Genomic DNA, 22,548 nt, shown 5'->3' on the forward strand with positions numbered 1-22,548 from the left:
AGTAACGCGAGGCTACTGACTTTTTTTTGTGCGCTGGTTTTTAAAGCGGGATTTATCCGTGTTCAAAATATGCGAAAATCACCTTTTTTAAAACGTGTGTAACGTTTGTGTTTTTCCTCCGTCATTATTTGTAAATCTATTAACCAATGAAAACATTTACTATTCTGGCCGTAACCGGCGGATTATACCTAAGCTCGCTTTACCTAAACAAACCTCTCAACGATAATCAGTCAAGAAATACCATCTCCAGACATTGCACAGCAAAATGCTGCAAAGACAAGTGTTCAAAACCGGTAGTCAAAAATGGAGGCGATAATGCAGAAACTGCAAATCCGGCTATGGGGATGCTTTTACAAATGGCAAGCTGCACGTTTCAGGCTATAGTTTCCTGGAATCCGCTGGCCTGAAGTTATTAACAGCCAGTCTATTGCAAAATATTATCGGTGATCTTGGCTATATCGTAGCTTATTTTGTTGATAAAGCCCAACTGCTCTTTCAGCAGGGTATCAACGGCAGATGGTTCGGTTTTTTCGGTATCGTTAGAGGTTTTGCCAACGTTAAACTCAATATTTGCGCCATGCAGCTTTTTATTGCTTTCGTTAAGTACGGCTATACTGCGTTTAATGAGTTTAAGAGCTTCGGGGTGGGGGCGCTGGGTTTCATTTTGCGTTAAGCCGGATGCTATGGTGGCTATGTATGATGATAAGATGTGGTTAAGCACCACAAACTTATGCACATCCTTTACATTACGCTGTTTGCTTTTAGGCTCAGATGTCATCCTTTCAAACGTGGCCGATAAGTTGGCCGATTTTACATAAACCTCTTTACGGGCCAGTTTATAGGAAGTTAAACTGGTTACTTTGGCTGATATATTATCGGCAATGGTAAGCAGGTAGTTAATGTTGGCCACAATTACTTCGCGCAGGGTTTGTTCAATTTGCTCAAACTCCCATGTAGGGAAAATAATGTAGCTGGCTATAAATGCTATCGATGATCCTATAACCGTATCCACAATACGTTCCTGCGCTACGTTTAATAAGCCCACGCCCAGAAATTTAAAAAGGATAAGCACATAAGGCGTCATGAAAATTACGCTTACTACGTAATTTAACCGCTGAAAGCTATAGGCACCTATCATAAACACCATCAGAAAAATGAATTGCGCGGTAGTATCAGGTATAAAGTTTAATATTAAAATACCAATTGCCCCGCCGCCTATGGTGCCTATAAGCCTTTGGTAATTTCGCTGTTTAGAGAGGCTAAAGCCCGGTTTAAGAATCACAATAATGGTCAATAGTACCCAATAACTGTGGTGGCCCAATGCAATAAATTTGGCGGTTGTAAAACCTATAAGGCAAACCAAAGATACCCGCAAAGCATGTTTAAAAGTGCTGGAGCCAAAGGTAAGGTTATCAAAAAAGATGTGCGGCGCGTAATCCTGGTGGGTTACAAATTGCGTATACTCCACATCACCGCGCAGCTCGGTTGATTTTTGCACGCCTTTACGGTTATAGTAGTTATAAACATTGGTGATGCTTTCGCCCAGGTTGCGCAGGTTAATGAGGATCTTTTTAAGCACCATATTGCTGCTTTCATTTTGATTGCCTATAGCATCAATCTTCAATTTCAGCTTTTCCAGTTCGGTATTAAAATCCATCAAATGACGGTGCCGGGTGTTTGATAACACCAGATAGGCAATATCGTCGAGTTCATCGGCCATGTGGTGCAGGATGCGGGCAATTTCGGTCAGCACGCCTGTACTCATGAATTTTTCGCGTATTTCGCTGTAATCATAATGAGTTATCATTATTTGCTCATACATATCCACCAAGTCAACAAAGGTGAGTACCAATATCCTGCTGGCCGCAGTTGATTCGCGCACCATTATGCGGCTTTTAAACAGCAGCTCGCGTACGGCATCCTGGTGCTGGCTTACCTGTATCTGCTGCGATACCAGCTTGCGGTAATTATCGTCTATATTGGTTTCGGCAACATAAAAATCGGCCTTTATCCGAAGGAAACGGGCAATATCGGCCACGTTTTCACCCAGTGTTTGCTGCGCCGCGCGGTAGGGGCGAATGCCGAAAAATACCAGGCTAAATAGCATATACCATATACCACCTGCTAAAATTTGCAGGCTGTACACCAGCACTTCAGATGGCGGCGTAGCCTTGTCCATCATGAAGATCATAATAAGCAGTGATGACGTACCAATTGATGCCGCCCTGTTGCCATACACAATAAACATGCTGAACAGGAAGGAAAATACCGTGATCTCCAGCCCAAGCGTAAATACATTCAAGCGTGCAAAACTGGTAACAACCGCTACAATAAAAAGGCAAAGGTTGCCAATGGCCATGGCATTGCGCTTATGTAATACCGGCCCCGGGTTATCTATAACACAAATGCAAAGTGCACCAAGCGACAGGGTAAGGCCCAAGTCAAACTTGTTAAACTCCATTAGCAGCAGCGAGGGCAGCAGTATCCCTGCAGATATGCGCAAGCCATCAGAAAAATACTGGCTATAAAAAAAGCTGTTGATCTCCCTGGTGTTAATTTTCATCAATATTGTTTGTTTTTTTTAAAGCGATGATGCTATCATGAGCAATTATTTATTGCCTGTTGCCCATGATGGTTCCATCGGTGTTTTTGTATGTTAAACCTATTAAAGCAATTATAAACAATTTAGCTATTTATGGTTTTTTACTAAATATAATTTATGGGCCTTAATTGGGTGTTCAAATTTACAAAAATTAAATTATTTAGGCTTATTTTAATGAATATGGCATTAATACCATATAACTGTTATAAATTATTTACTTTTTGCTGAAAATTAATTTAAGATATTTAAATTCACCCCCGGTATTGTATCTTTTGCGTGCCCATCAATTTAACCTTCAACTTATTTGTACCACCATGTCGTTAAATTTAAAACTCAGTCAAAGAGAAACAACTTTTAATAGCGAAGTTGTAACCCGTTTTGAGTTGTATAACAGTTTATTTCAAACACTGCCGTTTTACCAGGTAAAAGATACGGGTATTTTGTTGCCTTTCTTTAGTTCGCATTGCGAAAAGGGAGCGGCCATGAATGCTTCGCCAACAGATATTATTGAAACCTTTTTTAAGAAGTACGTACCGGATATTGATCACCGGGAGCAGATAAACCGCATGTTCAGGTTTATTCAGTACATTGAGCGGCAGGTGGTATTATTTGATGCTATTGAAGATTCATCGTTTAATAAACTGGGTAAGTTTGATGATTCGGGCACGCTGCAAAGCCTGCTGCAACAAGCTGCCATAAGCGATGAAACCCGCAAAAACATCAGCGAGAAACTAAAGGATTTTTCGTTGAGGCTGGTGCTTACCGCGCATCCAACCCAATTTTACCCAGGCACCGTACTGGGCATCATGACAGATCTTATCGAAGCTGTAAAGGTTAACGATATTACCAGTATTGATGTACTACTGCAGCAATTGGGTAAAACACCTTTCTTTAACAAAACATCGCCAACACCGGTTGATGAGGCCATTAGCCTTTCGTGGTTTTTGGAAAATATATTTTACTACGCCGTATCGGGCATACAGGCCAAGCTGGAGGAAGAATTTGACATTGATGCCAGCAGTCAACTCCTTGAAATGGGCTTTTGGCCGGGCGGCGACAGGGACGGAAACCCCAACGTAACCACCGAATCAACAAAAGCGGTGGCCAGCTATTTAAGGCAGCGTTTATTCCGTTGTTATTACCGCGATTTCAGGAACCTTAAACGCCGTATCACTTTCCGTGGGGTTGAAAAACCAATGGCCAAGCTGGAGAAACTCATCTACAAAAATGCCAATGAACATGGCGATCCGAAAGATATCCAGGCCGAATTACTGAGCCTGCTGCAAACTGTTAAACAAACTATAATTACCGACCATGATAGTTTGTTTGTTGATATTGTGGAAGACCTGATGCAAAAGGTGCGCCTGTTTGGCTGCTACTTTGCCACGCTGGATATACGGCAGGACAGCCGCATTTTGCGCAGTGTGTTTGACTACGTAACCGAGCGTACCGAAACCGGCATCCCCGCAGGTTATAATGATACCGAAGAAACAGATAAACTAAAAAATATAGCCTTTAACGAGGTTGACTTTAAACGCCCGGATGATGCAGACGATATGACCAGCGATACGCTGGATACCATTCGTCTGATGAAGCAAATTCAGCATAGCAATGGCGAAAAGGCCTGCCAGCGTTTTATCATCAGCAATTGCCAGCGCGCATCTGATATTTTGCAGCTTATCGACCTGTTTTTATGGAGCGGCTGGAAAAAAGAAAGCCTGAGTGTTGATTTTATGCCATTGTTTGAAACCGTGAATGACCTAACCCGTGCCGGCGAGATCATGGAGCAGTTATATACTCACCCATACTACGCCGAACACCTTAAACTACGCGGCAACAGGCAAACCATTATGCTGGGTTTCTCAGATAGTACCAAAGATGGTGGTTATCTGATGGCCAATTGGTCGATATACAAAGCTAAGGTTGAACTTACTGCCATGGCCCGCAAATACGGCGTAAGCCTGGCGTTTTTTGATGGCAGGGGAGGCCCACCGGCACGCGGCGGCGGTAAAACCCACCGTTTTTATGCCTCAATGGGTAACGAGATAGCCAATGAGCATATCCAACTAACTATACAGGGTCAAACCGTAAGCTCGCAATACGGCTCGGTAGAAACTGCCCGTTTTAATATGGAGCAGCTGATTAATGCCGGTATCATATCGTCATTACACCCTAACCGTAACGATTTGCTGGATAACAGGCATAAAAAGCTGATCTCAGAAATGGCCGAAGTAAGCCACAAGCTGTTTTTAGCGCTTCGTGCGCACCCGTTATTTGTGGAGTACCTGGAAAAATTCAGTCCGCTTAAATTATTGTCGCGTATTAACATCAGTAGCAGGCCAACCAAACGTAATGCAGGTGCACCACTTAAACTGGAAGATCTGCGTGCCATTAGCTTTGTAACCTCTTGGAGCCAGCTTAAACAAAGCATCCCTGGTTTTTACGGCGTTGGCACGGCATTAAAACTAATGAAGGATGAGGGCAACTGGGCCGAGATCCAGGAGCTTTACCAAACATCGGGTTTCTTTAAAACCATGCTGGATAACTGTATGATGTCGATGTCGAAATCGGATTTCAGGGTTACCGCTTATCTGGAAAAAGACGAAAAATTCGGTGATTTCTGGAAGATGCTGAAAAACGAATTTGAGCTTACCCGCACCATGCTGCTGGAGCTAACCGGCAGTGCTGTACTAATGGAAGAATACCCGGTTGAACGCCGCTCTATCGCCATTCGCGAAAAAATTGTACTGCCGCTGGTAATTATTCAGCACTACGCCCTGCAATGCCTCAACAACAGCCAGGACGCCGAGCTGATTGAAATATACGACAAGCTGGTTATCCGTACCGTTTACGGTATAGTGAACGCCGGCAGGAATTTGGCGTAAAAGCCCCACCCAACCCTCCCCTGAAGGGGAGGGCTTAAAAAGGGATTAACTGAAGCTGTAACAGGTTTAGTTAATCCCTTTTTTTGTTTATATCCAAACGTATTTTGTTTTTAAGTGGGGGGCTGTCAGTCTGAGCCTGTCGAAGACTCGTGTGTGAAGGCCTTTACCCGCTATCCTTCGACAGGCTCAGGATGACAGACCCTTTATGTATATATAAACTTGTCATTGCTGTAACGAAGCAATCCCACAGGACGGGCGGACGAACCTTCAGACGAGATTGCCACGTTATCGCTCGCAATGACAAAAGTCGTATTGAGGGTTTTAAACATATGAAATTAACCTCACTGCAACATCTGCACATTTGAAATTTAAAATGCGCACATCTTTACAGCGCCGGCTGCATTCCCGTAGCAATGCCTATCCTGTTCCAGGCGTTTATATTGATAATAGCCATCATTATTTGAGCAAGGTAGTGCTCATCAAACAAACTGGCAGCTTTGGCGTAGGTTTCGTTTGATACATGGTTTTGTATCAGGGTAACTTCTTCGGTTAAGGCCAGTATCACCTGTTCTTCCTCGGTGAAAAAAGGAGTTTCGCGCCAGGCGTTAAGGGCGTAAATACGTTGCTCGGTTTCGCCGGCTTTGCGGGCATCTTTGGTGTGCATATCAATACAGTAGGCACAGCCATTTACCTGCGATGCGCGGATCTTTATTAACTCGCGGTGGGTTTTTGTTAAGCTGCTGCTGGCAATGTAATGATCTAACCCTAACATAACTTTTAATGCTTCGGGTTCTAATTTGGTGATGCTAATTCTGGTTTCCATTTTCTTTATCTTTTGTTTTGATAACACAAAGATGGGGGTAAACCAAGGCCAAAAAAATGAATCACGATTAAGAAAACACAGGAGCGGTTAAGTTTTTTTCGCGCGTATTTTGCTCATAAACTGCGGCGTAAACCCCAGGTATGATGCCAGCATATATTGCGGTACGCGCTGTAAAAAGCCGGGGAATAGGCTGCTGAAATGCCAGTAGCGCTCTTCCTCGGTCATGCTGTAAATAAACTCAATACGTTTTTGGGCGGCAGTAAAAGCCCTTAATTGCACAATTCTAAAGTAACGTTCCAATTGCGGCACAGCTATAAAAAGTTCTTCAAGTTTGGTTTTTGTAATGCTGATAACTTCCGAATTTTCAACCGCCTGGATGGCATATTTGGATGGCTTGCCGCTTTCCAGGCTGTCATGATCGGTTATCCACCAGTTCTCTATCGCAAATTGGGTTATCTGCTCGTTTAGCTTTTTGTTGATGAAATACAGGCGCAGGCAGCCCTTGCTTACAAAATACAGCTCTTTACAAACATGGTCGGGCTCCAGCAAAAAAGTTTTCTTTTTCAGGGTTTTTACCGATACAGCCGCGTTGATAACGTCTACATCGGCGGCAGATAAGTCAACGAATTTTTTGATATGGTCTGTAAGTGGCAATGGCATGGTGAATGTTTGCATTGATGCAATTTACAGATTTTGTCTGAACCGGGGTTAAGCGGATTAATGGATTTGATGGATTTTGAAAGGGCGTAGTGTAAACTTACCAAGGCTACAACTCACCCGGTCTACGCTTCGCTGGACCACCCTCTCTTCACCTGCGGTGGAAAGAGGGGAAGTAAGGTAGGCTACCCCTCTTTACGGCAAAGCCGTAGAGAGGGTGACAAGCGCAGCGATGTCGGGTGAGTCGAATAGCCACAATGACAATGTAATTCTCCCTTGTCCATTATCATAAAATCTGTCCGATATCGATCACTTTTCTAAAATAATAAAATCATAAATAATTGATTATAAATATTTTGATATTGGTACACCTATTGCAAAACCCTAAGCAAAATGTGCTAAAATGGACAAAGAAATTACGCTCGAAGTATCATCGCAAAAAAGGAAGAAAGGAGTGGTAGTAGTTATCATCACTATCGCGGTTTTGCTTGTTGCGGTGCTGATGTTAAGGGGGGCGATTAAATCATCGGTAAAAAGATCAGAGGTTACCACCGCCGTTGTTGAAACCGGGAATATAGAAAATACCATAAATGCTACCGGCGAAGTTTTGCCCGAGTTTGAAGAGATCATCACCAGTCCTATAAATGCCTCTATAAAAAGTGCCGTTATGGATGCCGGGAATAAAGTAAAGCCGGGGCAATCGATATTAACGCTGGATAAGTCGGCCACGCAAACCGAGTTTGAGAAACTGAATTTTACGCTGGAATCTAAGCGCAACGAAATCAGTAAATTAAAGCTTGATCTGGGTAAAAGTTTTTATGATATCCAAAGTAACAATGATATTAAACAGCTGCGCATCAGCAACCTGGCCGATGCCGTTGAAAGCGCCAAGCGCCTCTTTAAAGCAGGCGGCGGTACCCGCGAAGGTATTGAACAAGCCGAATTGAACCTGAAAGTAGCCCAATTAGAGAAGAAACAGCTGGAAAACGAGATTAAAAACAAGCAAAAAACCATGCAGATAGAGATCAAAGAGGCCGAGATAGCCGCGGCTATCCAGGTGAATGATCTTAACGAATTGCAGCGCAAACTTAAACTGGCCAATGTGTTGGCTACCCGTGCAGGCGTTATCACCTATGTAAATAAAAACATCGGTGCCACTATTCACGAGGGCGAAACCCTTGCCCGTATTGCCGATCTGGGCAGCTTTAAGGTATCAGGCAGTATATCTGATAACTCAATGGACGATCTGCATGCGGGCATCCCGGTTATCATCCGTATTAATGATACCCAACTACGCGGCCATGTAACCAATGTATCGCCGGCTGTGCAAAACAGTACCATTTCTTTTGACATTCAGTTGGATGACAGGGCCAATAAGCAGCTGCGACCTAACATGAAAGTTGATGTATTCCTGATAACGGCCACGCACAATAAGGTAATGCGGGTAGCCAACGGACCTGCATTTAAAGGCCCCACCCTGCAAGATATTTTTGTGCTTAACGGAGGTAAGGCCGAGAAACGCACCGTGCACATCGGTCTTACCAATTTTGATTACGTGGAGATACAGGACGGCGTTAAACCCGGCGATGTGGTAATAACATCAGACATGAGCGAATATAAAAACTCAAAGGAAGTAACGGTTAATTAATCGGCTTACCCAACCCTCTGCAAAATAGAGGACTTTAAAGGAACTGAAATGAAATTTTTATACATCATCTTATTATTAACCATTAACGTAAGCGCGTTTGCCAGCAGCGGGGGCGATACTCTGCGGCTTACGCTGCAGCAGGTGGTAGAGATGGCCAAAGCCAATTCCATAGCGGCCAAGCAGGCTGCCACGGTGCGCGAAACCAAGTATTGGGAGTACCGCACCTACAAATCAAACTATCAGCCGCAGCTGGCACTGAGCGGGATATTACCAGGGTATACCAAAACATTTACCCAAGTGCAGCAGCCCGATGGTACCATCCAGTTTCAGCCTGTTCATAACGATAACTCGTCGCTGGCGCTTAACTTTAGTCAGAGTATTACGGCTACCGGGGGGACAATTTACGGGACTACGCAGCTGCAGCGTTTTGATGATTTCGACAGGCATACTATTTTGTACAATGGCATCCCGTACGGTATTGGCTATACCCAGCCGCTGTTTCAGTTTAACAGCTTAAAGTGGGACAAACGCATCGAGCCTTTAAAATACAACGAAAGCAAACAGGCTTATATTGAGGCGCAGGAAAAGATCGCCATTGATGTTGAAGGATTTTTCTTTGACCTGCTGCTGGCCCAGGTTAACCTTAAAATTGCCGAAACCAATTATGCCAACACGCAAAAGATCATGAATATTGCCAATACCAAGTTTGAGTTGGGTAAGGTATCAAAAAATGAGATCTTGCAATTGCAGCTGGAGCAGATCAATGCGCAAAAGGCTGTTGGCACAGCCAAACGCGATATGGAGATTGCTACCCTAAACCTGCGCAGTTATACCGGCCAGGAAGACGATAACAAGATTGTGCTGGTGGTGCCCGAAAACATCAGCCAGATGACCGTATCGTCAGACAAGGTACTGGCCGAGGCCTTCGCCAACCGGTCAGACGCTATTGCATTTTTGCGCCGTGTTGCCGAGGCGCAGCGTGATGTAGCCAAGGCAAAGGGGCAAAGCGGTTTAACGGCTTCTATTAATGCAAACCTGGGTTACTCCAATACAGCAACCAGTATTCCGGGTGTTTATAAAAATCCGCAAAACCAACAGGTGTTGCAGGTGGAGCTATCGGTACCGATATTGGATTGGGGGCGTTCAAAATCACGTACCAAAACGGCGCAGGCCAACCAGCAATTTACCGAGTACGCAGTAGAGCAGGATAAGCAAACGTTTAAACAGCAAATAGTTACCCAGGTATCGCTTTTTAATGTAATGAAGGAGCAATTGGTATATACCGCTAAAGCCGACAGCATCGCATCCGAAAAATACCAGATTGCCCGCGAGCGCTATGTACTTGGCGACCTGAGCATCACCGACCTCGGCATTGCTTTCCGCGAAAACGACCAGGCCAAGCGTGATTATGTAGCTTCGCTCCGCGATTTCTGGGGCGCCTACTACCAGCTGCGCTACCTGTCGTTATATGATTTCGAAACAAACAGCAAAATCACTTATAAGTAAATTCAAAATTAAAAAGCCTCACCTAAATCCTCTCCAAAGGAGAGGACTTTGATAAGCAAAGTTTTAAATAATCAATAATTCACTAAATAAAAGCCTCACCTAAATCCTCTCCAAAGGAGAGGACTTTGATAAGCAAAGTTTTAAATAATCACTAAATAGATAAATCACCAATTCACTAAATCAATAATTCAAAACTAAACATATGATCCGTTTACAAAATATCGAAAAAGTGTACCGTACAGACACTATAGAAACACTGGCCTTAAACAGCGTAACGCTTGATGTTGCCAAGGGCGAATTTTTATCCATTATGGGCCCGTCGGGCTGCGGCAAAAGTACCCTGCTTAATATTATGGGCCTGCTTGATGCGCCATCACGGGGCATGATTCAGATTGCCGATAAAAAGACCGATAACCTGAGCGATAAACAACTGGCGCAATTTCGTAATAAAACGCTGGGCTTTATCTTCCAAAGCTATCACCTTATCAATGATCTGCAGGTATTGGATAATGTAGAACTGCCCTTGCTATACCGCGATACCACCGCCAAGGAACGCCGTATGCTGGCTACCGAAGCGCTGGAAAAAGTTGGTCTTTCCAACAGGATCAAGCATTTTCCTACCCAGCTTTCGGGCGGGCAAAGGCAACGTGTTGCCATAGCGAGAGCCATTGTGGGCAAGCCCGATATTATCCTGGCTGATGAGCCTACCGGTAACCTGGACAGTGCCATGGGTAACGAAATTATGGATATCCTCATTAACCTTAACCGTAACGAGGGCACCACCATAGTAATGGTTACGCACGATGAGAATATGGCCCATAAAACCCACCGGCTGGTGCGTTTATTTGATGGTTCGCAGGTACAGTAATTAAACCGCTAAAAGATTAAATATCATGCTAAAAAATTATTTTAAAATAGCCATAGCGGTATTAAGGCGCAGAAAGTTCTTCACCTTTATAAGCCTGTTTGGCATAAGTTTTACGCTTACCATTTTACTGGTGCTTACCGCCTTTATTGATAAGGTAGTTGGCGACAGCTATCCCGACCGCAAACGCGACCGCTCCTTATATATTTCCCGAATGACGGAGGTTATGCAGCAGGATGGCACCAGCTCGGGCCCGGTGTCCTTTTACTTCCTGGATCACTTTGTGGGCAGTTTAAAAATACCAGCTGCACTTGCCATATCCTCGGGCTTTAGCGGTACCAATACCTATGTAAACAATAAAAAGATTGCCGTTAGCTACAAGTACACCAATGCTGCCTACTGGGATGTAATGGAGTATGATTTTATAGAGGGCAAGGCTTTTAATAAACAGCAAATTGATAATGCCGATAAGGTTGCCGTGATATCTGAAGATATGAAGAACCAGTACTTTGGCGATATCCCATCAGTGGTAGGCAAATATATCGAAGCTGATAACGTAAAGTACAGGGTAACCGGCGTTGTTAAAAACGTGCCCATTACCAGCTATATGCTGTTTAGTGATATTTATCTGCCCTATACCGTTGCTAAAACCGATTTTAGGAAGGATAAAGGTTACCGGGGCGGCTTTTTTGGTGTGTTGCTGGCAAAATCAACAGGCGATGTAAGCCGGATGCAAAGCGAGTTTAATGCTATGGTCCGCAGGCTGCCTATGGAAAGCAAGGATTATAAAAAGATCTACTGCCATGCCGATCCCTACATTGTAAGCTATGTTGATACCGGCGACGAAAAACGATCTGGGGTAATGCTGGTGCTATCCATAATAGGCATATTTACGTTGCTGGTGATGTTGCTGCCAACACTAAACCTGGTAAATATTAATATTACCCGTATTATGGAGCGCTCGTCAGAAATTGGGGTTCGCAAGGCATTCGGGGCATCATCACGTACGCTGGTTTACCAGTTCATTGTCGAAAATATTATCCTCACTTTGTTGGGTGGGTTTATTGGGGTGATATTGTCAATCATCGCCCTCCATTTTTTGAACAGCCTTAACCTTATCCCCAACCTGGTATTGTCTATCAATTTTACGGTATTGGCCATTGGGTTGCTGGTGTGTTTAATATTTGGTTTGCTATCGGGCGTTTACCCGGCCTGGCGCATGTCTAAACTGAATGTGGTAACGGCTTTAAAGTCGCAATAATTATAAATCTATTTAAATCAAGATATTATGTTTAAGCATTTATTTAAACTCATCTGGAATAAAAAGAAGCAGAACTTTTTATTGATGTCTGAGATGTTTTTCTCCTTCCTTGTGCTCTTTGCTGTGTTTACCCTGCTGGTATTCTATTATCAGAATTATAAAAAGCCCATGGGTTTTGATTATAAGGACGTATGGGTAGTAAGCTATAATAACTCCCTCAAAACAAAAAATACCGATTCGGTAAACGCCTATTACCAAACCATGCGCAAAAATATAACCGCCATGCCCGAGGTTAACGACATTAGTTTTTGCAGCGATAATATTCCCTTTTCATCAAACCACTGGACAGAAGGCGTCACCTACAAAAAAGTTGAAACAGATGGCGTTAACTGGTTTACCGTTGATGCTAATTATAAAAACACGCTAAACGTAAAATTGCTGGAGGGCAGGTGGTTTGAAAAAAGCGATGTTGTATCAAAATACAAACCGGTTTTAATAAACAGCGATCTGAAGGAGAAGTTGTTTGGCGCAGAACCAGGTACCGGAAAAATCCTCGACCGTGGCGATAAGGGCAAAGACAAGGTTAAAGTGATAGGCGTAATACAAAGCCTTAAATTGGGAGGCGATTATGCCAAACCGGCGATAGCGTTATATAACCTGGCAGATACAGGATCATACCATTGGCTTGGTAAAATCATGATAAAGGTATCGCCAACAAAAGCAAATGCCGCGTTTGAGGCCCGGCTGTATAAACTGCTGGCCAATTACATGAAGGATTCGAACGTGGAGATTGAACACATGGTAAACAAACGCACCGAGGTTAATTACTTTACGCTGGTGCCCATGATTGTATTGTTAACAGTGGGCGGTTTTTTGGTAATTAACGTGGCGCTGGGCTTGTTTGGCGTATTATGGTACAACATAAACAAACGCCGCGGCGAAATTGGACTGCGCAGGGCGGTAGGGGCTACAGGTAGTTCGGTATCAAACCAGCTCATTACTGAGTCCATGATCCTGGCTACGTTGTCGTTAATTATCGGTACCTTCTTCGCCATACAATTTCCGTTGTTAAATGTGTTTGATATGCCGGCCGGGATTTATTTAACGGCTATATTACTTTCAATAATATTCATTTATCTGCTGGTATTTTTATGTTCTTTGTACCCCGGCAAACAAGCAGCGGCTATTTATCCGGCGGTGGCTTTACACGAAGAATAATAATTACGATATTAACCTGCAAATATGATATTGGTTATTGACGATGATCTGGCGGTACGTACCTCGCTTATGCTGTTGCTTAAAAGCGAGAGTTACGACGCTGTATCTACAGAAAATCCCGGCGAGGCGCTCAAGATCGTAAAGAAAAATAATCCCGAGCTTATTATCCTCGACCTTAATTTTTCTATCGATACCTCAGGCAAAGAGGGGATGGACCTGCTGGAGAAAATAAAACAGCACAACATTGCCACGCCGGTGATATTAATTACCGGCTGGGGCAGTATTGAGCTGGCTGTAAAAGGTATGAAACTGGGTGCCAATGATTTTATCAACAAACCCTGGAATAATGAGCACCTTATCCAATCGGTAAAAACACTGCTTGATCTGCAGGATAAAAAAACCGAGCACCGTACCCGTAAACAGCTGGATAAAACCTACAATTTTCAGCACATTATTGGCGAAGACGCCAAAATGCTGAACATCCTGGAAACCATTGGCCGTGTAGCCACCACCGATGCATCCATATTAATTATGGGCGAAAGCGGTACGGGTAAGGAACTTATTGCCGAGGCCATTCATCAGAACAGCCTGCGCCGCAATAAGCCGTTTATCAAGGTTAATTTGGGCGGCATTTCTACCTCGTTATTTGAGAGCGAAATGTTTGGCCACATCCGTGGGGCTTTTACCGATGCGAGGTTTGATAGGATGGGGCGCTTTGAAATGTCAAACAAAGGCACCATTTTTTTAGATGAAATAGGCGATCTGGATGCCAGCAGCCAGGTAAAACTGCTGCGTGTTTTGCAGGATAGGACCTACGAGGTGCTGGGCAGCAGTCGCACAAAAACAGTTGATGTACGCGTAGTTTGCGCCACCAACAAAAACCTCAACGAAATGGTTAGCCGTGGCACCTTCCGGGAAGATCTGCTGTATCGCATCAACCTCATAACCGTATACCTGCCCGCCCTGCGTGACAGGCCGAAGGATATCCCTTTGCTGGTAGATTTTTTTATCAATAACTTAAAGGAAATTTATAACCGGCCAAAATTATCCGTAGCTCCGGCCGGTATGAAATGGCTGCAGCAATTACCACTGCCCGGTAACATAAGGCAGTTAAAAAACCTGGTGGAACGATCTATATTAGTAAGCAAAAACGATGAACTGGGCATTGATGATTTCCGGTCGCAATTGGAGCTATCGCCGGTTAAAAAAGGTAATATGCAGCTGCCCGGCGTGGGTACTTTAACGCTGGAAGAGGTGGAGGTAGAAATGATAAAGCGCGCAATGGATCATCATAAAAATAAAATAAGCAGGGCCGCCGCCGCGCTTGGCCTTACCCGCAGCGCGCTATACCGGCGGCTTGATAAGTACCAGATCCCATACGATGAAACTGAGGACTAAATATGTTTTATTTGTTGTAATACTGCACCTGCTTACCCTGGTGCTCACCTACTATATTTTTAAGGAGAACAAAGTTTATTTCATAGCGTCTGAGGTGTTTGTCATTATTTCGGTAGTGGTGGCTGTGCAGTTGTATCGGCAGTTAATAAACCCCTTAAAATTGCTGATGCAAGGCGTTGATGCCATAAAGGACAAGGATTTTAACGTTAAGTTTTTACCCACGGGCAAGCATGAGATTGATGCGCTGATTGATGTTTATAACCAAATGATGGACGAACTAAGAACCGAACGCACCCGGCAGGAGCAGCAGCACTTTTTCCTGGAAAAACTTATCCATACCTCGCCAACGGGTATCATCATCCTTGATTTTGACGATCGTATACAGCAGGTAAATCCCAAAGCGCTGCAATTGCTGGCCATTACCGAAGAACAGCTGAAAGGCAATTCCATTTATGAATTACGGCACCCGCTTATTGAACAGATAAGGGTTTTAAAATCGGGCGAAACGGCCGTGGTAAAACTCGATGGGGTAAGTTCGTTTAAACTGCAAAAATCCCACTTTGTTGATAGGGGCTTCTCGCGGCATTTTATTATGATAGAAGACCTTACCGCCGAGATCCTGGCAGCCGAGAAAAAGGTATACGGCAAGGTGATAAGAATGATGGCACACGAGGTAAATAATACCATTGGTCCGGTAAATTCCATCATGCAATCGGCCATGAAAACCGATGATCTTTGGGCCAGTCATGAACACGATGTTTTAAAAGATGCCCTGCAGATAGCAATGGACAGGAACCAAAACCTCAACCTGTTCATGCGTAACTTTGCCGATCTGGTTAAACTGCCGCCGGTAAATAAACAACCCATTGTACTACAAAATACCATCACCTCGGTTGCTACGTTAATGGCCATCAAGGCAGAGGAAAAGAACGTGAAATTTGAATTTAACCTGCCCGAGGCTGCCATTAAAATAAAGGCTGACGAGCAACAATTGGAGCAGGCACTTATTAATATTGTAAAAAACGCCATAGAAGCCATTGCCGACGGCGGTACGGTAAAATTTACCATTATCCCCCGCGAAAAAAAGCTCATTATCACAGATAGCGGCAAAGGCATTACGCCCGAGCAAAATGCCAACCTGTTCTCGCCATTTTTCAGCACCAAGAAAGATGGGCAAGGCATAGGGCTCACTCTCGTTCGCGAGATTCTGTTAAACCACAGCTTTGAATTTAGCCTCAAAACAGTTGCCGAAGGCCAAACAGAATTTGCGGTGTTGTTTGGGTAGTAAGTGAATCTTCTCTGTAGAGACGCATAATTGCGTCTCTCATCACGCAGGTGTTTAAAAGATGAAATTTTATAAAAGATTGTCATTTCGAGAGAGCAGGGGCGGGCAAAAGCGTGGCGCGAAAGAGAAATCTTCTGTGGAATACAAGACTTCAATGCATATCGTATAAGATTTCTCACTCGTACCTCGTATCGAAATGACAATTTTTTAGTGTTCTCAACGGTATAAACACACATTAAAAAAAACATTTAAACAATTTTTGTTTAAATGTCTAAATTTTATATTTTTGCATCGTTAAAGTTGTTTCTCATATGTCGGCCATCATTTCTACCAAAGAAGATTTAATGCAGCAGCAGATCCTGGCGGCTGCCAAACGCCTGTTCCAGGTGTATGGCCTGGCTAAGGTAACTATGGATGATGTAGCAAAAGCAATCGGCAAGGGCAGGAGCTCACTTTATTACTACTATAAAAGCAAGGACGAAATTTTTGACGCCGTTATAAAGATAGAGATCCGGGAAATGCTGGCAGCGATGACCCATGCCGTTAACGAGGCATCAGGTGCTGAACAAAAGCTTTATGCCTTCTTCTTAACAAAATTGGAAGTACTGCGTGAAAAAAGAGCTTTTTTCAAAATGGTCGACGCAGGTATGGATGCTGATGCCTTATCTCAATTCCAAAAAACGAAAATTGTTCATCATAACCTTATCATTCGGCTGGAAAGTGCTTTACTTGGCCAGGTACTCACGGACGGCATGAACAACGGCGAATTGCGTAAAGTAGAAGCTTCTGAATTAGAAATGCTTATCCTGGTTTTGCTTAGCAGCCTGCGCGGATTAAAACGTGAAATGGAACTGGAAGATAATGCTGAAAAAGTTTTGCCTGCAGTAGATATGTTTACCCGTATGGCTATGTACGGCCTGAAATAATATTTTTTTTAATCCTTTTTCGACAAAATGACAAAAAACGTCTAAAAGAAGAATATGAAGAGCGAACCAACCGAACACACTTTCCGGGCATTCCGCAACCGGAACTATGCTTTGTTTTTTGCCGGGCAGTCTGTTTCCCAAATTGGTACCTGGATGCAGCGAACGGCCGTTATCTGGGTTATCTACTCGCTTACACACTCGGCCGCCATGATCGGTTTTGCTGTTTTTGCACAACAGTTTCCGGCATTTTTATTTTCGTTGTTCGGCGGTGTAATTGCCGACCGGTACGCCCGGTACAAAATACTGCTGGTTACCCAAACTGCATCCATGATACAAGCTATATTGCTGGCGGTACTCATTTTAACTAACCATTATGTTATTTGGGAAATACTAACGCTTAGCGCCTTATTAGGTACTATCAATGCCTTCGATGTACCTGCCCGCCAGCCAATGGTACATGAAATGGTGAATGATAAGGCCGATCTGGCAAACGCCATCTCACTCAATTCGGCTATGGTAAACATGGCCAGGCTTATCGGTCCGGCTTTATCAGGGATGGTGTTGCAGCAATTTGGTGCAGGTGTTTGCTTCGTTATTAATGCGGTGAGTTTTATAGCGGTCATCTTCTCGCTGCTGTTGATGAAGTTTCCAGACTTTCAGCCGCCTATCGTTAAGAAAAAGGTTACCTCCGAATTGGCAGAGGGCTTAAAGTATCTGAAACAAACCCCCGTTATTAGTATGCTTATCGTGCTTATGCTCTGTTTAAGCCTGCTGATTTTGCCTTACGATACCATGGAAGCTGTTTTTGCCAAAGTTATTTTTAAAGGTGATGCAGCCACCTATGGTTATATCACTGGTTGTATTGGGCTGGGGGCCCTTATTGGCAGTTTCTTATTGGCTTCAGCAAAAAAAGGGATCAATTTAAGGATGGTATTGTTATTGAGCATTGCCATATTAGGTATAGGGCTCATCTTGTTTTCACGAATGAGCTATTTTGCCTGGGCCTTACCGTGTGCAGTGATATTGGGACTGGGGTCTATCACGCCCATGTCAACCAGTATTACCATCATTCAAATGGAGGCAGCTACACATATGCGCGGCAGGGTAATGAGTTTCGTAGCTATGGCCTATTTCGGCATGTTGCCGCTGGGTAGTTTACTAATTGGCAATACCTCTCAGCGAATAGGCGCCCCGCTTACTATGCTTTGCCAGGGCGTAACAGCACTTATTATTGCCGCCTGCTTTTTTGTGTTTTTAAGGAGTGACTGCGGAGAATTAAAAGAAAAAAATCATTCAACTATTTAACCACTAAACTACTTACTATGCAATGGTATCATTATTTCGGCGGTTTTTGGGCGGGCATGTTCCTCGCCAATTTCGTTCCGCATTTTATAAAAGGCATCGCAGGCGATCCTTTTCCTACACCTTTTGCCAAACCGCCGGGGAAAGGCCTGTCCTCTCCGCTGGTGAACGTATCGTGGGCGCTGTTCAATTTAGTAGCGGGCTACCTGCTTTTCCGGTTTGGTAAAGTATCTGCTGATAACTGCCTGTCCGTCCTTATCTGCTTTGTTGGCTTTACTTGTATAAGCATTTTCGGCGCGATGAACTTTGTGCATAAGCACAAAGCTTAATCAGAAAACTAATGAATCATCAATAAAATAAATTAACAAAATGGAACAGCAAAATAACACTGCCCTTTTAATTATGGATATGCAGGCGGGGATTTCGGCCATGCTGCCCGGCGCGGCAACTATCCTTAACAATGCAGCAAAAGCTATCGCTAAAGCGCGCAACCAGAAAATTCCGGTTATCTACGTAGTGGTTGGTTTTAGGCAGGGTGCGCCGGAAATCAGCCTGAACAATAAAAGCTTCGCTGCCAGTAAGGAACGGTTAACAAGCGTTAACATGGCCGAGTTTATGAAAGTTCATGAAGATGTAAAACCGCAAGCCAATGAAGTTGTGGTTACCAAGCGGCGTTACAGCGCATTTGCAGGCAGCGATCTGGAGGTTATTTTACGGGCTTACGGGGTTCAGCATTTGGTGCTTACCGGCGTAACTACCAGCGGGGTAGTTTTATCTACCCTGCGGGAAGCCGCCGATAAGGATTACCGCTTAACCGTACTGGCTGATTGCTGCGCAGACCGCGATGAGGAAGTGCACCGCGTACTAATTACCAAAATTTTTCCGCCCCAGGCCGATGTGCTGACGGTTGAGGAATGGCTTACTGTGTAAATATTAGTGCGCCCCTCGCCCATGCCTGGTGCTTCCATAATACTGAAAAGCACCAGGTATGTTTGAAATTAATGCTTGCCAAAATGCTATAAAAGAGATTGTAGTTTTATAATTTTACAAAAATTTCTATTACCTGAAACCTTTTAGTAATGTTGTAAAACCAATTTTCACACTTTATGCAAAGGCGACATTTCCTTAAACTTTCTGCAACTACAACCGCCGCTGTTTTATTCAGCAGGCTTACCTATGCTACTTCAACACATTCAACCGCCATTAACGCACCAGACGAGGTTTGGGCGCAATCTGGCGATGAATGGTTTAAACTCAAAGGCAGCAACGGGTCGTCGTTTGTTTATAAAGATATTTCGGTGGTTATAAAAACAAACGGAAATGCAAAGGGAGTGTATGTAATGTCGCCAACGCAGCAGTTAAACGCGGTGCGCATTAAGTGGAAACACAATACATCGCCGCAGGCAAAATTCCTGGGTGATCATTGGGAACGCTCATACGGCGATCTGCAATGGAAAACCGACACTGCGGGCGTTAAAAACCCCTGGTATTTAATTATCAGCGACGGTAAGCAAACCGGCTGTTTCGGTGTAAAAACTGGCACAAACAGTATTTGCTGGTGGGCTTTAAGTGCCGATAGCCTGGAGCTTAATTTAGATACCCACTCTGGCGGTAATGGTGTACTGCTTGGCACGCGCCAACTACATGCTGCTGATATTATAACGCATGAAAGCAAAAACGGCGAACCTGCCTTTAAGGTTACCCACCGCTTTTGCGGTATGATGTGTGAAAAACCGCGCCTGCCCAAGCAACCCATTTACGGTATTAACGATTGGTATTTTGCCTACGGAAATAACTCAGCCGAGCTGATCAGGAAAACAACCGGCATGATGGCCGAACTGGTTACCGATACAAACAACCGCCCGTTTTCGGTTATGGATGCGGGCTGGGCCACCTATTCGCCGCTGCTGCCTGGTGACGGCGGCTGGAACGATGATTTCTCCAAACCCAACGATAAGTTTAAGGATATGAAACTCCTGGGCGATGAGATAAAACAAATGGGGATGCGCCCCGGTTTGTGGATGCGCCCGCTTTGCGCCAAACATGATGAAAAAGCATCTCTAGTGGCACCAAAGATTCCCGGCAGGGACGATCCACGGAACCCGGTGCTTGATCCAACCATCCCCGAAAATATTGAACGTATAAAACATAATTACGCCGTTTACCAGCAATGGGGCTATGAAATGGTGAAACATGATTTTAGTACCTATGATATTACCGGTCGCTGGGGTTTTGATATGAAGGGCAGCATAACATCGCCCGGATGGAATTTTCAGGACAGGAGCAAAACCACTGCCGAGATCATCAATAATCTGTACGCCGCCATTCGTGAGGCTGCAGGTAGTATGTATGTAATTGGCTGTAATACCATGAGCCACCTTAGCGCCGGTGTGTTTGAACTTTGCCGCATAGGCGATGATACCAGCGGACACGAGTGGGAGCGTACCCGTAAAATGGGCGTTAACACACTGGCATTCCGCCTGCCGCAGCATAATACTTTTTACGCCGTTGATGGCGATTGCGTTGGTTTAACTAAGGATATAGCCTGGGAAAAAAATAAACAATGGCTGCAATTATTGGCCGAAAGCGGTGCCCCGTTATTTATATCGGCACAGCCCGAAGCATTAGGCGCCGAGCAAAAGGTAGCCGTAAAACAAGCCTTCGCCAATGCTGCCCGTGTGCAGCCATTAGGTGAGCCATTAGACTGGATGAGCAACATGCTACCCACAAAATGGAAGCTGAATAACAGGGAAGTAGATTTTAATTGGGCCTGATACGTATTTTTTAAACAATGGAATTATTACCTTGTTCAACATTTACGTTGAACAAGGATAATTTGCCATGAAAAAAATACTGCTTTATCTCCCTATACTTTTTATACTCTCGTGCGGTCATGATCCGGCGCAGCAGTCAGAAAATAAAAAACTGAATAGCCTGGCTGTTGAATACGTACGGCTTGGCCTGAGCATAGGGCAGTATGATACAGATTTTGTTGATGCCTATTACGGTCCCGATTCGTTGAAGCCAAAACTTGCTGCTGCCAAGGAGTTTCCGAAGGATAGCCTGCTGGCCAGTACCAACAGTTTAATGAACGAGCTGAAGGTTATTTCAACCACATCGCAAATAGATACCAATAAAATAAGGGCCGATTGGATGATCAACCAACTGGTTGCTTTTGGTCGCCGTATAAGGATCTTTTCGGGCGAAGAGCGGTCGTTTGACGAGGAGTCGAAAGAGCTTTTTGGCGTTGCCGCCCCGGTTTATACCGAAGATTTTTTTAAAGCACAGATTGCCCTGCTGGATACCCTGTTGCCGGGCAAAGGCCGCGTGAGCGAACGTTTCCAGAAACTGGCCAATAAATTCATCATCCCCAAAGATAAACTCGACCCGGTAATTAAGGCCGCCATTGCCGAAGCGCGTAAACGTACCCTGAGCCATTACACCCTGCCCGCCGGTGAGGCATTTACGCTGGAGTATGTTACCAATAAACCCTGGAGCGGCTATAACTGGTACAAAGGCAATTACAAAAGCACCGTACAAATAAATACCGACCTGAAAATTTTTATTGACAGGGCTATTGATGTGGGCAGCCATGAAAGCTATCCGGGTCACCATGTATATAATATGCTGCTGGAGAAAAATCTGTATCGCGATAAGGGTTGGGTAGAGATCTCTATGTATCCGCTGTTTAGTCCGCAAAGTTTAATTGCCGAAGGAAGTGCCAATTACGGTATCGAAGTAGCTTTCCCCGGCGATGATAAAGTGAAATTTGCCAAAAACGTGCTGCTGCCACTTGCCGGGTTGGATACTGCTGGTATTGATGTATATTTTAAAGCCCTGGCGATAAAAGGAACCCTCAACTACGCCCGCAATGAGGCCGCCAGGGGATTGATAAACAATACCATGTCGCGCGATAAGGCAACTACCTATCTCACTAAATACTGTTTGATGAACGACGAAACGGCGGCAAAATCCCTCAGCTTTATAAAAAAATATCGCAGCTACGTTATCAACTATAATTATGGGTTGGATATGGTAAAAAATTACATTGAAAAAAATGGGGGTACAGCCAAAGCACCAGCAAAACGCTGGGAACTGTTTGGCAGACTGTTAAGCAGCGAGGTAACAACAGAGCAGTTGCTGAAAAAGTAAAAATCATTAAATTGCTTACC

Annotated in this window: 18 protein-coding genes; 15 read left to right on the forward strand and 3 right to left on the reverse strand. The window is 44.2% G+C overall.

Features of this window, described 5'->3' with window-relative positions; translation table 11 throughout:
- Positions 1-146 precede the first annotated feature (146 nt).
- Positions 147-407, forward strand: coding sequence for a hypothetical protein (locus BLS59_RS07690; RefSeq protein WP_091147139.1), 261 nt, complete (start codon positions 147-149; stop codon positions 405-407).
- Positions 408-424: 17 nt separating this feature from the next.
- Here BLS59_RS07690 and BLS59_RS07695 read toward each other — a convergent pair whose 3' ends face one another.
- Positions 425-2,563: an FUSC family membrane protein gene (locus BLS59_RS07695; protein WP_091147142.1), complete on the reverse strand. Its 2,139-nt coding sequence runs from the start codon at positions 2,561-2,563 to the stop codon at positions 425-427.
- Positions 2,564-2,916: 353 nt separating this feature from the next.
- On the opposite strand from BLS59_RS07695, the gene BLS59_RS07700 reads away from it, so the two are divergent.
- Positions 2,917-5,487 (forward strand): phosphoenolpyruvate carboxylase, encoded by a 2,571-nt coding sequence (locus tag BLS59_RS07700; protein WP_091147146.1) that lies wholly within the window; start codon positions 2,917-2,919, stop codon positions 5,485-5,487.
- A 385-nt stretch (positions 5,488-5,872) separates the two neighbouring features.
- Here the strand turns inward: BLS59_RS07700 and BLS59_RS07705 are convergent, their stop codons facing one another.
- Both BLS59_RS07705 and BLS59_RS07710 read right to left on the reverse strand, forming a co-directional pair.
- A complete protein-coding gene (locus BLS59_RS07705) occupies positions 5,873-6,310 on the reverse strand; it encodes a carboxymuconolactone decarboxylase family protein (RefSeq protein WP_091147150.1) in 438 nt (145 codons plus the stop codon).
- Positions 6,311-6,397: 87 nt separating this feature from the next.
- Positions 6,398-6,985 carry a Crp/Fnr family transcriptional regulator gene (locus tag BLS59_RS07710; protein ID WP_240315171.1) on the reverse strand — a complete coding sequence of 196 codons (588 nt, stop codon included), beginning with the start codon at positions 6,983-6,985 and terminating at the stop codon, positions 6,398-6,400.
- A gap of 385 nt (positions 6,986-7,370) precedes the next feature.
- Here BLS59_RS07710 and BLS59_RS07715 point away from each other — a divergent pair, with 385 nt between their 5' ends.
- The 13 genes from BLS59_RS07715 (at position 7,371) to BLS59_RS07775 (ending at position 22,528) form a co-directional block, all read left to right on the forward strand.
- On the forward strand, positions 7,371-8,615 hold the full coding sequence (locus BLS59_RS07715) for an efflux RND transporter periplasmic adaptor subunit (RefSeq protein WP_091147153.1): 1,245 nt from the start codon (positions 7,371-7,373) through the stop codon (positions 8,613-8,615).
- A 48-nt stretch (positions 8,616-8,663) separates the two neighbouring features.
- Positions 8,664-10,121 carry a TolC family protein gene (locus BLS59_RS07720; RefSeq protein WP_091147157.1) on the forward strand — a complete coding sequence of 486 codons (1,458 nt, stop codon included), beginning with the start codon at positions 8,664-8,666 and terminating at the stop codon, positions 10,119-10,121.
- A 202-nt stretch (positions 10,122-10,323) separates the two neighbouring features.
- Positions 10,324-10,989 (forward strand): ABC transporter ATP-binding protein, encoded by a 666-nt coding sequence (locus BLS59_RS07725; RefSeq protein ID WP_091147161.1) that lies wholly within the window; start codon positions 10,324-10,326, stop codon positions 10,987-10,989.
- 25 nt (positions 10,990-11,014) lie between these two features.
- Positions 11,015-12,247, forward strand: coding sequence for an ABC transporter permease (locus BLS59_RS07730; protein ID WP_091147166.1), 1,233 nt, complete (start codon positions 11,015-11,017; stop codon positions 12,245-12,247).
- A gap of 27 nt (positions 12,248-12,274) precedes the next feature.
- Positions 12,275-13,465: an ABC transporter permease gene (locus tag BLS59_RS07735; protein WP_091147168.1), complete on the forward strand. Its 1,191-nt coding sequence runs from the start codon at positions 12,275-12,277 to the stop codon at positions 13,463-13,465.
- 24 nt (positions 13,466-13,489) lie between these two features.
- On the forward strand, positions 13,490-14,863 hold the full coding sequence (locus BLS59_RS07740) for a sigma-54-dependent transcriptional regulator (RefSeq protein ID WP_091147170.1): 1,374 nt from the start codon (positions 13,490-13,492) through the stop codon (positions 14,861-14,863).
- Positions 14,847-16,148, forward strand: coding sequence for a sensor histidine kinase (locus BLS59_RS07745; RefSeq protein WP_091147173.1), 1,302 nt, complete (start codon positions 14,847-14,849; stop codon positions 16,146-16,148). Before BLS59_RS07740 ends, BLS59_RS07745 begins: the two co-directional genes overlap by 17 nt.
- Positions 16,149-16,459: 311 nt before the next feature.
- On the forward strand, positions 16,460-17,074 hold the full coding sequence (locus BLS59_RS07750; protein WP_091147177.1) for a TetR/AcrR family transcriptional regulator: 615 nt from the start codon (positions 16,460-16,462) through the stop codon (positions 17,072-17,074).
- 54 nt (positions 17,075-17,128) lie between these two features.
- Positions 17,129-18,379, forward strand: a complete 1,251-nt coding sequence (locus BLS59_RS07755; RefSeq protein ID WP_091147182.1) for an MFS transporter — start codon at positions 17,129-17,131, stop codon at positions 18,377-18,379.
- Positions 18,380-18,396: 17 nt separating this feature from the next.
- Positions 18,397-18,705: a hypothetical protein gene (locus BLS59_RS07760; protein ID WP_091147186.1), complete on the forward strand. Its 309-nt coding sequence runs from the start codon at positions 18,397-18,399 to the stop codon at positions 18,703-18,705.
- Positions 18,706-18,745: 40 nt separating this feature from the next.
- Positions 18,746-19,306: a cysteine hydrolase family protein gene (locus BLS59_RS07765; protein ID WP_091147189.1), complete on the forward strand. Its 561-nt coding sequence runs from the start codon at positions 18,746-18,748 to the stop codon at positions 19,304-19,306.
- A 176-nt stretch (positions 19,307-19,482) separates the two neighbouring features.
- Positions 19,483-21,150 (forward strand): alpha-amylase family protein, encoded by a 1,668-nt coding sequence (locus tag BLS59_RS07770; protein WP_091147192.1) that lies wholly within the window; start codon positions 19,483-19,485, stop codon positions 21,148-21,150.
- Positions 21,151-21,217: 67 nt separating this feature from the next.
- The gene (locus BLS59_RS07775; RefSeq protein WP_091147195.1) at positions 21,218-22,528 is read left to right on the forward strand and encodes a hypothetical protein; all 1,311 of its coding nucleotides are present in this window, start codon (positions 21,218-21,220) and stop codon (positions 22,526-22,528) included.
- The last annotated feature ends 20 nt before the right edge of the window (positions 22,529-22,548 follow it).

This window comes from Mucilaginibacter pineti, assembly GCF_900101875.1.
Lineage (GTDB): Bacteria > Bacteroidota > Bacteroidia > Sphingobacteriales > Sphingobacteriaceae > Mucilaginibacter > Mucilaginibacter pineti.